10 protein-coding genes are annotated in these 14,570 nt (G+C 61.7%); 5 read left to right on the top strand and 5 right to left on the bottom strand.

The window, feature by feature from the left end; genetic code table 11:
• The first annotated feature begins 1 nt into the window (after position 1).
• Genes nagA through nagE form a run of 4 tightly spaced genes read left to right on the top strand, consistent with a single transcriptional unit; the run spans position 2 to position 6,384 of the window.
• Positions 2 to 1,108, top strand: a complete 1,107-nt coding sequence (gene nagA, locus A7J50_RS23925; protein ID WP_064454011.1) for an N-acetylglucosamine-6-phosphate deacetylase — start codon at positions 2 to 4, stop codon at positions 1,106 to 1,108.
• Positions 1,101 to 2,111, top strand: a complete 1,011-nt coding sequence (locus A7J50_RS23930) for an SIS domain-containing protein (RefSeq protein WP_064454012.1) — start codon at positions 1,101 to 1,103, stop codon at positions 2,109 to 2,111. Before nagA ends, A7J50_RS23930 begins: the two co-directional genes overlap by 8 nt.
• A gap of 29 nt (positions 2,112 to 2,140) precedes the next feature.
• Positions 2,141 to 4,651 (top strand): phosphoenolpyruvate--protein phosphotransferase, encoded by a 2,511-nt coding sequence (ptsP, locus tag A7J50_RS23935; RefSeq protein ID WP_064454013.1) that lies wholly within the window; start codon positions 2,141 to 2,143, stop codon positions 4,649 to 4,651.
• A gap of 26 nt (positions 4,652 to 4,677) precedes the next feature.
• Positions 4,678 to 6,384 carry an N-acetylglucosamine-specific PTS transporter subunit IIBC gene (gene nagE / locus A7J50_RS23940; protein WP_064454014.1) on the top strand — a complete coding sequence of 569 codons (1,707 nt, stop codon included), beginning with the start codon at positions 4,678 to 4,680 and terminating at the stop codon, positions 6,382 to 6,384.
• A 117-nt stretch (positions 6,385 to 6,501) separates the two neighbouring features.
• Here nagE and A7J50_RS23945 read toward each other — a convergent pair whose 3' ends face one another.
• The 5 genes from A7J50_RS23945 to purL form a co-directional block, all read right to left on the bottom strand.
• On the bottom strand, positions 6,502 to 6,765 hold the full coding sequence (locus A7J50_RS23945; RefSeq protein WP_064454015.1) for a DUF6124 family protein: 264 nt from the start codon (positions 6,763 to 6,765) through the stop codon (positions 6,502 to 6,504).
• Positions 6,766 to 7,124: 359 nt separating this feature from the next.
• Positions 7,125 to 7,577, bottom strand: coding sequence for a hypothetical protein (locus A7J50_RS23955; RefSeq protein ID WP_064454017.1), 453 nt, complete (start codon positions 7,575 to 7,577; stop codon positions 7,125 to 7,127).
• A complete protein-coding gene (locus tag A7J50_RS23960) occupies positions 7,561 to 8,199 on the bottom strand; it encodes a DUF6036 family nucleotidyltransferase (protein ID WP_064454018.1) in 639 nt (212 codons plus the stop codon). The genes A7J50_RS23955 and A7J50_RS23960 overlap by 17 nt, the downstream gene beginning before the upstream one ends.
• Before the next feature lie 312 nt (positions 8,200 to 8,511).
• Positions 8,512 to 8,823 (bottom strand): NIF3 1, encoded by a 312-nt coding sequence (locus tag A7J50_RS23965; protein WP_015885716.1) that lies wholly within the window; start codon positions 8,821 to 8,823, stop codon positions 8,512 to 8,514.
• A 4-nt stretch (positions 8,824 to 8,827) separates the two neighbouring features.
• A complete protein-coding gene (purL, locus tag A7J50_RS23970; protein ID WP_064454019.1) occupies positions 8,828 to 12,724 on the bottom strand; it encodes a phosphoribosylformylglycinamidine synthase in 3,897 nt (1,298 codons plus the stop codon).
• Positions 12,725 to 13,010: 286 nt separating this feature from the next.
• On the opposite strand from purL, the gene mltF reads away from it, so the two are divergent.
• Positions 13,011 to 14,471 (top strand): membrane-bound lytic murein transglycosylase MltF, encoded by a 1,461-nt coding sequence (gene mltF, locus A7J50_RS23975; RefSeq protein WP_064454020.1) that lies wholly within the window; start codon positions 13,011 to 13,013, stop codon positions 14,469 to 14,471.
• The last annotated feature ends 99 nt before the right edge of the window (positions 14,472 to 14,570 follow it).

Genomic DNA, 14,570 nt, shown 5'->3' on the forward strand with positions numbered 1-14,570 from the left:
CATGTCCGAAGATAATATCCTCACGCCCCACGGCTGGATTCGCGGCCGCCTGGTGCACGAACACGGCAAGGTGGTCGCCATTGAAGGCGCGCCGTGCGACCCCGCTGAAAACGATTTGCCGTACCTGCTGCCGGGCTTTATCGACCTGCATGTGCACGGCGGTGGCGGCAAAGACATCATGGAAGGCGCCGACGCCTTCGAGACCATCACCCGCACCCACGTGCGTTTTGGCACGACGTCGCTGCTGGCCACCACGATGACGGCACCGGTGGACGAAATCTCCCGCGTGCTTGGCCAGCTCGGCACTTTCTGCGAGCAGCGCCCCACCGGCAGCGCCCGTGTACTCGGCGTGCACCTGGAAGGGCCGTACATCAACCCCGGCAAACTCGGGGCCCAACCCAACTTCGCCCACACCGCACTGATGGCCGAAGTGGAAGCCTATCTGCGCCTGGCGCCGATCCGGGTGATCACCATTGCTCCGGAGATCGCTGGCCACGATGCCCTGATCCGCGCGCTCAGCCAACGCGGTGTGCGCATGCAGATCGGCCACACCCTGGGCAGCTATGAAGAAGGCGTCGCCGCCCTCGCTGCCGGCGCCACCAGCTTCACGCATTTATATAACGCCATGAGCCCGCTGCATCACCGCGAACCGGGCATCGTTGGCGCCGCCCTGGCGCACGCCAAATACGCTGAGTTGATCCCGGATTTGCTCCACGTACACCCCGGCGCCATCCGCGTGGCCCTGCGCTCGATCCCGTGCCTGTACTGCGTCACCGATTCCACCGCCGCCGCCGGCATGCCCGACGGTGAATACAAGCTGGGCAGCCACACCGTGACCAAATGCCTGGGCGGCGTGCGCCTGGCGGACGGGACCCTCGCCGGCAGCACCCTGACCATGGATCAGGCGCTGCGCAACCTGGTGAAAATCGGCCTGCCCATCAGCGAAGCCTCACAACGCCTGTCGCAATTTCCTGCGGATTACCTGGGCCTGGAAGAACGCGGGCGCCTGCAACCGGGCAGCTTTGCCGATTGCGTGCGGCTGGACCGCTCCCTGCACCTCACCGACGTAATGGTCGAAGGAGAAACCATTGACTTCAAAAATGCTTGAAGAGGCCCTGGCCTCCTGTGACGCCGTCGCGGCGCAACTGCAACGCCTGAACCCGATGCTGGAGGAAGTCGCCGGGCGCCTGCGCCGCCAGCCACCGCAAGTGGCGATGACCATTGCCCGTGGCAGTTCGGACCATGCCGCCAGCTACTTCGCCTACCTGGCCATGCAGCATGTGGGCATTCCAGTGGCGTCGTTGCCGATGTCGGTGGTGACGCTGTTGCAGGCGCCGCTGAAAGTCAGCGGCCAGGTCGCGTTCGGTTTCTCCCAATCGGGGCAAAGCCCGGACCTGGTCAACAGCCTGCGCTTGCTGCGCAAACGCGGCGCCTTGAGCATTTCGATGGTCAACGCCGAGGACTCGCCGCTGGAAGCCGCCTGCGAATTCCATGTGCCATTGTGCGCAGGCCCGGAACAAAGCGTGGCCGCCACCAAAAGCTTTATCGCCACCCTCAGCGCCAGCGCGCAGTTGATCGGCCACTGGAACCAGGACCTGTTGCTGCTGCAAGCTTGCCAGGCGTTGCCCGCCGGCCTGCGTGAAGCCGCCACACAGGATTGGACCCCAGCCATCGACGCCTTGCGCACCAGCCAACGGCTGATTGTCATCGGCCGAGGCGCCGGTTTTGCCATCGCCCAGGAAGCTGCGCTCAAGCTCAAGGAGACGTCGGCGATCCAGGCCGAAGCCTTCAGCAGCGCCGAAGTGCGCCACGGGCCGATGGCCTTGATCGACCAAGGCTACCCGTTGCTGGTGTTCGCCCCACGCGGTGCAGAGCAAGCTGGCCTGCTGAGCCTGGCCGCCGACATGCGCCAACGCGGTGCCCGCGTGCTGCTGGCCGCGCCGGACGATATCAGCGAGCGCGACCTGACCCTGACCCGCGCCGAACACCCAAGCCTTGACCCGATCCTGGCGATCCAAAGCTTTTACGTAATGGCCGCTGGCCTGGCTGAAGCGCGGGGCATGGACCCGGACCAGCCGCGTCACCTGAGCAAAGTTACCCGCACTCACTGAGTAGCGTTTTCCTGATGAGTACCGTGCCCATGTCTTACAACAATAATGAATTGACCCTAAGCGCCCCACTCAGTGGCCCGGTGCTGACCCTGGGCAACGTTCCCGACGAAGTGTTCGCCAGCGGCGCCATGGGCGACGGTATTGCCATCGACCCGCTGAACGACTGCCTGCACGCGCCCTGTGACGGGGTGATTATCCATGTCGCCCGCACCGGGCATGCGCTGACGATTCGTGCCGAAAACGGTGCGGAGGTGCTGATGCATGTGGGCATCGACACCGTGGAGCTGAATGGCGAAGGGTTTGCGCTGCTCGTAAAGGAAGGCGCACGGGTGAGTCAGGGCCAGGCGCTGGTGCAGTTCGATCTGGACCGGATTGCGCGCCAGTGCAAGAGCCTGATCAGCCTGATCATTCTGACTAATGGCGAGCACTTTGAGCTGCGGCCGGTGGCGGGAAAAATCGTCAAGCTTGGTGAGCCGTTGCTACACATCGTGGCGCGCTCGGCAGCACCGGCTCAAACGCCTGTGGATAACGCGTTCACCGAAGTCCGTGCCAGCGTGCGTATCACTCACCGGGGTGGTTTGCATGCGCGCCCCGCCGCGTTGATCCGCAAGACCGCCCAAGGTTTCAGCAGCCAGGCGCAGCTGCACTTCGCCGGTAAATCGGCGGCGTGCGACAGCCTGATCGGCCTGATGGGGCTGGGTATCGGCGAAGGCGACGAGGTACGTGTCACTTGCCGCGGCAAGGATTGCGAGGCCGCGTTGCAGGCGTTGGTTGCGGCACTGTCTGTCGCCATCAGCGAAGAACCGCACGCGCCGGTTGCCGTCGCGCCACGCAAGGCAAATACCGAAGCCGGTGTATTACAAGGCGTGTGTGCAGCGCCCGGCCTGGTGTGCGGGCCGCTGTTTCGCCTGACCGGTATCGAGCTGCCGGCAGACACCGGCAACCATCGTGCCGACGAACAATTGCAACGGCTGGATACGGCCCTTGAGCGCGTGCGCGGCGAGATCCGCACTACGCTGGACCAGGCACGCCAACGCAAAGCCGTCGAGGAAGAAGATATCTTCGCCGCCCACCTCGCGCTGCTGGAAGACCCGACGCTGTTGGACGCCGCCACCGGCGCCATCGAACACGGCAGCGCCGCCACCCACGCCTGGCGTGATGCGATCCAGGCGCAATGCGCCGTGTTACTGGCGCTGGGCAAACCGCTGTTTGCCGAGCGCGCCAATGACCTGCGGGATCTGCAACAACGCGTGCTGCGCGCACTGCTGGGGGAAACCTGGCACTTCGAATTGCCCGCCGGTTCAATTGTCAGCGCCCATGAACTGACGCCATCCGACCTGCTGCAATTGAGTGCGCAAAACGCCGTAGGCATTTGCATGGCCGAAGGCGGCGCCACGTCCCACGTCGCCATTCTGGCCCGCGGTAAAGGCTTGCCTTGCGTCGTGGCATTGGGCGCCGAAGTGCTCGATGTGCCCCAAGGCCAACGCGTGGTGCTGGATGCGGCCAACGGTCGCCTGGAACTGGCTCCCAGCGAGGCGCGCCACGCCGAAGTGCACCAGATTCGCGACGCACAAACACTGCGCCGCCAACAGCAACAGGCCCACGCGCAGGAACCGGCCCGCACCACCGATGGCGTGAGCATTGAAGTCGCCGCCAATGTCGCCTCCAGCGCCGAAGCCCAAGTGGCCTTTGAAAACGGTGCCGATGGCGTCGGCCTGTTGCGCACCGAATTCCTCTTTGTCGACCGTCGCACCGCGCCGGATGAGCAGGAGCAGCGCCAGGCCTATCAAGCCGTGTTGGACGCTATGGGCGACAAGTCGGTGATCATCCGCACCATCGACGTTGGCGGCGACAAACAGCTCGACTACCTGCCGCTGCCCGTCGAAGCCAACCCAGTGTTGGGCCTGCGCGGGATTCGCATGGCTCAGGTGCGGCCTGAACTGCTCGACCAGCAATTGCGCGCCCTGCTGCAAGTCAGCCCGCTGGAACGTTGCCGCATCCTGTTGCCGATGGTCAGCGAGGTCGACGAATTGCTGCAGATCCGTCAGCGCCTGGATGAATTGTGCGTGGAGCTGGAATTGACCCAACGCCCGGAGCTGGGGGTGATGATCGAAGTCCCCGCCGCCGCGCTGATGGCCGAGCAGTTGGCCCAGCATGCGGACTTCCTGTCCATTGGCACCAATGACCTGTCCCAGTACACCCTGGCCATGGACCGCGACCACGCCGGCCTCGCCGCCCGGGTCGATGCGCTGCACCCGGCATTGCTGCGGCTGATCGCCCAGACTTGCGCGGGGGCTGCCAAACATGGGCGTTGGGTCGGCATCTGCGGCGCCCTCGCGTCCGACCCGCTGGCCACGCCGGTACTCATCGGCCTGGGTGTCAGCGAGTTGTCCGTCAGCCCGCCGCAAATCGGAGAAATCAAGGACCGTGTCCGCCACCTGGACGCGGCTCAATGCCGGCAATTGAGCCAACGCCTGCTCGACCTGAGCAGCGCCAAAGCCGTTCGCCAAGCCTGTCAACACCACTGGCCGCTGAGCTGAAAACAACAAGAATAGGGAGACACGCCATGTACCAACACTTTATCGAAGGCTTGCAACGCCTCGGCCGTGCGCTGATGTTGCCGATCGCGATCTTGCCGATCGCCGGCCTCTTGCTGCGCCTGGGCGACACCGACCTGCTCAACATCGCCGTGATGCACGATGCCGGGCAAGCGATCTTCGCCAACCTCGCGCTGATCTTCGCCATCGGCATCGCCGTGGGGTTTGCCCGCGACAATAACGGTACAGCGGGCCTGGCGGGCGCAATCGGTTACCTGGTGATGGTCTCCACGCTCAAGGTGATGGACACCACCATCAACATGGGCATGCTCGCCGGTATCGCCAGCGGCTTGATGGCCGGCGGGCTGTACAACCGCTTCAAGGACATCAAACTGCCGGAGTACCTGGCGTTCTTCGGCGGGCGGCGGTTTGTGCCGATTGCCACGGGTTTCTCGGCCGTTGCGCTGGGGGTGATCTTTGGCTTGATCTGGCCGCCGATCCAGCACGGCATCAACAGCTTCGGTGTGTTGTTGATGGAAAGCGGGAGCATTGGTGCCTTCGTATTTGGCGTGTTTAACCGTCTGCTGATCGTCACCGGCCTGCACCATATCCTCAACAACATGGCGTGGTTTGTGTTCGGCAGCTTCACCGACCCGGTAACCGGTGCAGTGGTCACCGGCGACCTGACCCGCTACTTCGCCGGCGACCCGAAAGGGGGCCAGTTCATGACCGGTATGTTCCCGGTGATGCTGTTCGGCCTGCCCGCCGCGTGCCTGGCGATGTACCGCAACGCGCTGCCGGAACGCCGCAAAGTCATGGGCGGGATTTTCCTGTCGATGGCGCTGACCTCGTTTTTGACCGGTGTGACTGAGCCGATTGAGTTCGCCTTCATGTTCCTCGCGCCGTTCCTGTATTTGATCCATGCGCTGCTGACGGGCCTGTCGATGGCGGTCACTGACCTGTTGAATATCCACCTGGGCTTTACCTTCTCCGGCGGCTTTATCGACATGGTGCTGGGCTGGGGCAAGTCCACCAATGGCTGGCTGGTGTTCCCGGTCGGGTTGGCTTACGCGGTGATCTACTACAGCGTGTTCAACTACTGCATCCGTCGCTTCAACCTGAAGACACCGGGTCGCGAAGATATCCCGGTGGTGCAGGCCGAGGCGATGAGTGAGAACCAGCGGGCCGGTGCGTACATCCGTGCGCTGGGCGGTGCGGCTAATTTGTTGAGTGTCGGCGCCTGCACCACGCGCCTGCGGCTGGACATGGTGGATCGCAACAAGGCAGTGGACGCGGAACTGAAAGCGCTTGGCGCGATGGCCGTGGTGCGGCCTGGCAATGGTGGGAGTTTGCAGGTGGTGGTGGGGCCGATGGCCGACAGCATTGCTGATGAGATTCGCTTGGCCATGCCGTCATTTGTTGCCACTGCACCGGTAGCGGCTGCGCCTGTGGATAAGCCGGTTGCGGTGAATGTGCACGAGGCCGAGAAATGGCTGAGCGCCTTGGGCGGCCGCGGGAATGTGCGGCAGCTGGAAGCCGTGGCGATGACTCGGTTGCGCGTGGAATTGGGGGATGACTCGGTGCTGTCCGAGGCCGACTTGACTGCGCTGGGTTGCCAGGGTGTGAGCCAGTTGGACAGCGGGGTTTGGCACCTGTTGATTGGTGACAAGGCCTTGGGGTTGGGCGAGGCGCTGGAGCGGTTGGTCAGTGGCCGTGAGGTCGGCGCCAGGGTCTAGCGCTGTAGCGGCTGTTCTGGCCTCATCGCGGGCAAGCCCGGCTCCCACATTTGGCTGTATTCACAGCTCAACATGTGGGAGCGGGCTTGCCCGCGATTGGGCCAGACAGGCGCCCGATTACTTCTGTTCGGGCACCTCAACTAAATCCAACACCCGATCCACCATCAACTGAATACCCTCCAGCATCCGATGAATCCCCAGCACCGCATCACGCTGCGGGCCGTCGATATCAAACGCCAGATTGCCCGCCAGCGCCTGCACGGATGCCAGGTCTTGGGAGGCGTTGGCGAGCAGGGTTTCGCTGTTCAGGTTGGGCAGTACGGTGAAAATATGGTCGGTAGATTGAGAATCAGATGGAGGATTGGGACTGTCTTTGATCATGGTAAATCTCCTGAAAAATAGGAGCTGCCAACATCACTTGCAGATGATGGGAGGCAGCTGTGCGCGGGTCTGCAAGACCGAGTCAGGAGCAGCTCGGCAGACCCGAAGGTCTCCCACGCACAGCCACCACAAAACGATGACCATGAAAAACGCCACGATTATAGCGGCGCTTCTTAGCTCCCAACATGATTTCGGCAGGCTTGCAGTCCCGATCGCTGAATTGGCAGCGACTGGCGAAGGTTAATGAGGCCAGTTCCGAGGGACAACCTGAAAGGCCTGTGGGAAATCTCCGAGACCTGAAGATAGCGCAGACAATAAAAAACCCGGCCTAAGCCGGGTTCATTGTTTGCAATCTACGCCTAAGCAGACGCCGCACGCTGCTCAGCTTCGTAATGGCGCGTCTGAAAAGGCATCAACGCTTGAGCCTTTAAACCCAGCCCCTCACTCAACCCCCAAGACACCGCCAGTTCATCACGACGGCTGCGCAGCGCAACAGCGCCTTGCGGTTGCACGTTGTGCTTGGCAGCAGAAGCCGAAAACAATTCAAGCGCCTTCAACGCTTCCAATACCCGGGAATCCGTCGCACATGAAAAGCGCGTGAATCGCTCCAGCAAGTAGCCTGCGCGGCGAAGCTCCACTTCACTGGAGTGCGCCTTCAGAAAAGCCCTCACCTCGCCCACAAGGTTCGCGTCCGAATACCAAACCGCCTTCGCTGCAACGACAAGCGCAGCATCATCAGCCTGATTCAAAGGGCTTTTGACCAGCGTATCCAAGGCGGATGAGAGGACGGGAGCGTTAAAAGGCTTCGTCAACTTCAGTCTCCAAGTAGTCGTGCAGAATATTGGTCAGAATGGATCTAGGTGATTCTTTGTTGCCAACATACATATCAATCGCCTGCAATGCCAATCGACGGAACTCAGTGGTAACGATGAAGCCTGCCCTGAGCAACGCCATGATGTCGCTTATATCCTGATCAGTAGCTCTGCCCAATTTGGAGATCGCAATATCGATAGGCGCAGCTATGTGCAGATGCAGTGAAGATTTATCAGGAAACGCCTCGAGGGGAATACTTCGTTCCCAGTAGTCTTCATGAAGCGGGCCAAATGCAGTGTTGTATTGAAGATCGTAGTTCAGCTCCATGACGCGGCCGGATTGCTCATCGAAAAATGTTTCTGGAAACTCCGCCAGCAATGTCCGTAGACGCAATGTGTCTCGCGCATTCGCGCAATAAATTTCTGCATCCACATCAGTGGAAACTCGATGGTGCGTATACAAATGGACAGCACAACCGCCAAAGACAATAACCTTTACCGCGCCGGGCTTGGCGCCCTCAACCATCAACTCCACCTCGATGGACTTGAACATTGAAATCAAAGCCTGGCCCAGTGGGGTATTCGTATTGAGTCGGGGAGAGACGACATCTGGAAAACCCATTATTGAATCTCAAGCCGGTGCAACGTTGTTGAACGGGTATTGAGCTCAAATCCCGATCACTGACTTTTCAGTGACCGAGCAAGGCTATTGAGACGGGTTCCGAGGGACAACCTGAAAGGCCTGTGGGAAAGATCTGAGGTGCCTGTCCCGGCGCGTTCGCGAGCAAGCTCGATCCCACAGTTTGATCGGTGCCTGACGTGGCAATGCGGTCAAATATGGGAGCGGGCTTGCTCGCGAATAGGCCCTTGCAAACAACAAAAAACCCGCTGACCAAACTGGCCCAGCGGGTTTCTTGTTTCTACAATCTGCGAATCAAAAATCCGCCAACTGCCACACCTCATACGCCGGTGTCTCATAGGGATGGCTCAGTTTCAACGCGGCCACAACCGCCACGATCAACTCATCCGCCACCACCAGCTCAACCTTCCATTCTTCAACCACTTCAACCTGGCCGACTTGCCCGATAAACGGCTGGCTGCCGTCCAACGCGCGAAATTGGCCCTGGCCCAGCACTTGCCAGGCACAGCTGTCGTAATTGCCGATGCGCCCGCCGCCAGCGGCAAAGACGGCGGTTTTCACCGTCTCCACATGGCTGTCGGGCACAAAGAAGCTGAGCTTGTACACCGCCTTAGTTCACCCACACGCGGGCGTTGCGGAACATGCGCATCCAGGCGCCGTCTTCGTTCCACTCTTCCGGACGCCACGAGTTCTGCACGGCGCGGAATACACGCTCCGGGTGCGGCATCATGATGGTCACGCGACCGTCGCGGCTGGTAAGGCCGGTGATCCCGCGCGGCGAGCCGTTCGGGTTGGCCGGGTAGCTTTCAGTGACCTTGCCGTGGTTGTCGACGAAACGCATGGCCACACAGCCGGACAGGTCGGCTTCGAGCAAGGCTTCTTCGCTGGAGAACTCAGCGTGACCTTCACCGTGGGCAATGGCGATCGGCATGCGCGAACCGGCCATGCCTTGCAGGAAGATCGAGTTGGATTCCTGCACCTGCACCATGGCGACACGGGCTTCGAACTGCTCGGAACGGTTACGCACAAAGTGCGGCCAGAACTCGCTGCCCGGGATCAGCTCGTGGAGGTTGGACATCATCTGGCAACCGTTGCACACACCCAGAGTGAAGCTGTCGTTGCGCTCGAAGAAACCCTGGAACGCATCGCGAGCACGGCTGTTGAACAGGGCCGACTTGGCCCAGCCTTCACCGGCACCCAGCACGTCGCCGTAGGAGAAACCGCCGCAGGCCACCAGGCCTTTGAACTCGTTGAGGTCAACGCGACCGGCGAGGATGTCGCTCATGTGCACGTCGATCGCATTGAAGCCGGCGCGGTCGAACGCGGCCGCCATCTCCACCTGGCCGTTGACGCCCTGCTCACGCAGTACCGCAACTTGTGGGCGAATGCCTTTCTTGATGTAAGGCGCGGCGATGTCCTGGTTGACGTCGAAGCTGAGCTTGGTGCTCAGGCCCGGGTTGTCTTCTTCCAGGATCACGTCGAATTCCTGCTCGGCGCACTCAACGTTGTCGCGCAGACGCTGGATCTGGTAGCTGGTTTCAGCCCACTGGCGTTGCAGCAGACGGCGCTGGCCGGCAAACACAGTGTCGCCGTTGAAGGAGATATTGATCTCGCCATTGTTGATCGGCTGGCCGATCACGGCCACGCAGTCGTCCAGGCCAGCGGCGCTGAATTGTGCGAGTACGTCCGGCGTAGCGTCCTGGCGAACCTGGATCACGGCGCCCAACTCTTCGTTGAACAGGATGCCGTTGATCTCGGAGGCGTCCTCGGCAACGCTGTCGAGCACGATGTTCAGGCCGCAATGACCGGCGAAGGCCATTTCCACAACGCTGGTCAGCAAACCACCGTCGGAACGATCGTGGTACGCCAGCAGGTGGCCGTCGGCATTCAGGCCCTGGATGACGGCGAAGAAGGCTTTCAGGTCTTCAGCGTCATCCACGTCCGGCGCGTGCTTGCCAAGCTTGCCATGGGTTTGCGCGAGGATCGAGGCGCCCATGCGGTTCTGGCCACGGCCCAGGTCGATCAGGATCAGATCGGTGGTGCCCTTGTCCATGCGCAGTTGCGGGGTCATGGTTTGGCGGATGTCGGTAACCGGTGCGAAACCGGTGACGATCAGCGACAGCGGCGAGGTGACGCTCTTGTCGGTGCCGTCTTCGTTCCAACGGGTGGCCATGGACATCGAGTCCTTGCCCACCGGAATGGTGATACCCAGTTCAGGGCACAGCTCCATGCCGACAGCCTTGACGGTGTCGTACAGGCGCGCGTCTTCACCCGGGTGACCGGCAGCGGACATCCAGTTGGCCGACAGCTTGATGTCGGACAGCTTGCCGATGCGGGAAGCGGCGATGTTGGTGAGGGTTTCACCAATGGCCATGCGACCCGACGCCGGAGCGTCCAGCAGCGCCAGCGGCGTGCGCTCGCCCATGGCCATGGCTTCACCGGTGTAGACGTCGAAGCTGGTGGCGGTGACGGCAACGTCGGCCACCGGCACTTGCCATGGGCCGACCATTTGGTCACGGGCAACCAGGCCGGTGATGGTGCGGTCGCCGATGGTGATCAGGAAGCTTTTGCTCGCCACGGCCGGGTGGTGCAGCACGCGTTCGATGCTGTCGGCCAGTTCCAGGGTGCTTGGGTCGAAGTCATCGCCCAGCTCGGTTTCACGTACCGCCGAACGGTGCATGCGCGGGGCTTTGCCCAGCAGCACTTCGAGTGGCATGTCGACCGGGCTGTTGCCGAAGTGACTGTCGGTAACCGTCAGTTGCGGCTCGGCAGTGGCTTCGCCGACCACGGCGAACGGGCAACGCTCGCGTTCGCAGATGGCCTGGAAGCGCGCGAAGTCTTCAGGGCCGACGGCCAGCACGTAGCGTTCCTGGGATTCGTTGCTCCAGATTTCGTGCGGGGCCATGCCCGGCTCGTCGTTTGGAATGTTGCGCAGCTCGAAACGGCCACCACGGTCGCCATCGTTGACCAGTTCCGGGAAGGCGTTGGACAAACCGCCAGCGCCGACGTCGTGGATGAAGCTGATCGGGTTCTTGTCACCCAACTGCCAGCAACGGTCGATGACTTCCTGGCAGCGGCGTTCCATTTCAGGGTTTTCGCGCTGTACGGAAGCGAAGTCCAGGTCAGCCGAGCTGGTGCCGGTGGCCATGGAGGAAGCTGCGCCGCCGCCCAGGCCGATCAACATCGCCGGGCCACCGAGTACGATCAGCTTGGAGCCGACCAGGATTTCGGCTTTCTGTACGTGTTCTTCACGGATGTTGCCCATACCGCCGGCCAACATGATCGGCTTGTGGTAGCCGCGCACTTCATCGCCACGCGGGGTGGTGATGGACTGCTCGAACGTACGGAAATAGCCGGTCAGCGCCGGGCGCCCGAATTCGTTGTTGAACGCGGCGCCGCCCAATGGGCCTTCGATCATGATGTCCAGCGCGGTAACAATGCGCTCAGGTTTGCCGTACGGCACTTCCCACGGCTGTTCGAAGCCCGGGATCTGCAGGTTGGACACGGTAAAACCGGTCAGGCCCGCCTTTGGCTTGGCGCCACGGCCGGTAGCACCTTCGTCACGGATTTCGCCACCGGAACCGGTGGCGGCGCCCGGGAACGGGGCAATCGCGGTCGGGTGGTTGTGGGTTTCAACCTTCATCAGGATGTGCACCGGCTCCTGCACCGCGCCGTACTGGCGGGTTTCAGGGTCCGGGAAGAAACGCCCGGCGACGGAGCCGACGATCACCGAGGCGTTGTCCTTATAAGCCGACAGAACGCCTTCGCTGTGCATCACGTAGGTGTTCTTGATCATGCCGAACAGGCTTTTTTCCTGGCTTTCGCCGTCGATGTCCCAACTGGCGTTGAAGATCTTGTGACGGCAGTGCTCGGAGTTGGCCTGCGCAAACATCATCAGTTCGATGTCGTGCGGGTTGCGCTTCAAGCCAATGAAGGCGTTGACCAGGTAGTCGATCTCGTCTTCGGCCAGGGCCAGGCCCAATTCGGTGTTGGCCTTCTCGAGGGCGGCGCGGCCACCGCCCAGCACGTCAATCGCGGTCAGCGGCTTGGGCTCGGCGTGGCTGAACAGACCGGCAGCCTGTTCCAGCTGGCTGACGATGATCTGGGTCATGCGATCGTGCAGGCTGCTGGCGATCAGCTCGGCCTCGGCATCGCTGAACTGGCCGGCGACGTAGAAAGCGATACCGCGTTCCAGGCGCTGGATTTTTTCCAGGCCGCAGTTACGCGCGATATCACTGGCCTTGCTCGACCAGGGCGAGATGGTGCCGAACCGCGGCAGAACCAGGAACAAGCGGCCGGTCGGCTCTTGAACGGGAACGCTGGGGCCGTACTTCAGAAGGCGTGCGAGCACTTGCTGTTCGTCGGCGGTCAACACGCCGGTAACGTCGGCGAAGTGAGCAAATTCAGCATACAAGCCTGTAACCGCTGGAACCTTTTGGCTCAGTTGCTCAAGGAGTTTGCTGTGGCGAAAGGCAGAAAGGGCAGGAGCGCCGCGCAGGATCAACATCTTCGGGACAGCCTCGGGAAGGGGTGTGCTTTGAGGCCGTGCATTCTAGCGTAAACCGCCGCCAACGGCACCCGAAACGGCACGGCTGGCGGCTGCCGAACGTCAGTTGGCACGGATTGCACGGTATCGGAGCGTTTTCCAAGGGTTTGCGCGCAGTTATTTTAACCGTCACAAACCCTCGTCAACCCACGTTTCTGCGGGCTTCAGCCCGGTTTTGCGGGCGCTAGCAGACAAGTCCCCTGCTGTCGAGATATGGCGCCGAGGGTCGTTTGCGTATACTGCGCAGATGTTCTCCCCTACTGCTTTACGCCCGCGATGCGCCAAATGGCTCATCGCAACCGGACTCTTCCTGATGCTCAGCGCCTGTGTTGATAAGCCCAGCACGCTCGAGCGAATCAAGGAGGATGGCGTATTGCGGGTGATCACCCGGAACAGCCCGGCGACGTATTTCCAGGACCGCAATGGTGAAACCGGTTTCGAGTACGAACTGGTCAAGCGTTTTGCCGATGACCTGGGTGTGAAGCTGGAGATCGAGACCGCTGATAACCTCGATGACCTGTTCGGCCAATTGGGCAAACCCAAGGGCCCGGTTCTGGCCGCCGCCGGCCTGGTCAGCAGCGAGCAACGCGCGCAACAGGTGCGCTTCTCCCATCCGTACCTGGAAGTGACGCCGCAGATCATCTACCGCAATGGCCAGTCTCGCCCGACCACCCCGGCGGACCTGGTGGGCAAGAAGATCATGGTGCTCAAGGGCAGCACCCACGCCGAGCAATTGGCCGAGCTTAAAAAGCAGAACCCTGCGATTGAATACGAAGAGTCCGACGCCGTTGAGGTGGTCGACCTGCTGCGCATGGTGGACGAGGGGCAAATCGACCTGACCCTGGTGGACTCCAACGAAGTCGCGATGAACCAGGTGTACTTCCCCAACGTGCGCGTGGCGTTCGACCTCGGCAATGCCAGTAACCAGAGCTGGGCCGTGGCGGCGGGGGATGACAACAGCCTGCTCAACGAGATCAACAGTTACCTGGACAAGGTAGAAAAGAACGGCACGCTGCAGCGCCTTAAAGACCGCTATTATGGGCACGTTGATGTACTCGGCTATGTCGGTGCCTACACCTTCGCGCAGCATTTGCAGCAGCGCCTGCCCAAGTACGAAAAGCACTTCAAAGCCTACGCCAAGGAAGAAAAAGTCGATTGGCGATTACTGGCAGCCATCGGCTATCAGGAATCGCTGTGGCAGCCGGCCGTCACCTCCAAGACCGGCGTGCGCGGCCTGATGATGCTGACCCAGAACACCGCCCAGGCGATGGGCGTGTCCAACCGCCTGGACGCCAGGCAAAGCATCATGGGCGGCGCCAAGTACCTGGCCAAGATCAAGGATGAGCTGGACGACAGCATCGCCGAGCCGGACCGCACCTGGTTCGCCCTCGCCGCCTACAACGTCGGCACCGGCCATCTGGAAGATGCGCGTACGCTGGCCAAGCGAGAAGGCCTGAACCCGAACAAGTGGCTGGATGTGAAGAAGATGCTGCCGCGCCTGGCGCAAAAGCAGTGGTACAGCAAGACCCGCTACGGCTATGCGCGCGGCGGTGAGCCGGTGCACTTTGTGGCGAACATCCGGCGCTACTACGACATCCTCACGTGGGTGACCCAGCCGCAGCTGGAAGGCAACCAGGTGGTCGAAGGCAACTTGCATGTGCCGGGTATCGACAAGACCAAGCCGCCTGAAGACACCCCGCAGCTTTAACACCAGACTCGCAAACACTGCAGAATCCTGTGGGAGCCGGGCTTGCCCGCGATGGCGTTCTTACAGCCGACACATGCGTTGCCTGACATACCGCTATCG

Source organism: Pseudomonas antarctica (genome assembly GCF_001647715.1).
GTDB classification, from domain to species: Bacteria; Pseudomonadota; Gammaproteobacteria; order Pseudomonadales; family Pseudomonadaceae; genus Aquipseudomonas; species Aquipseudomonas antarctica_A.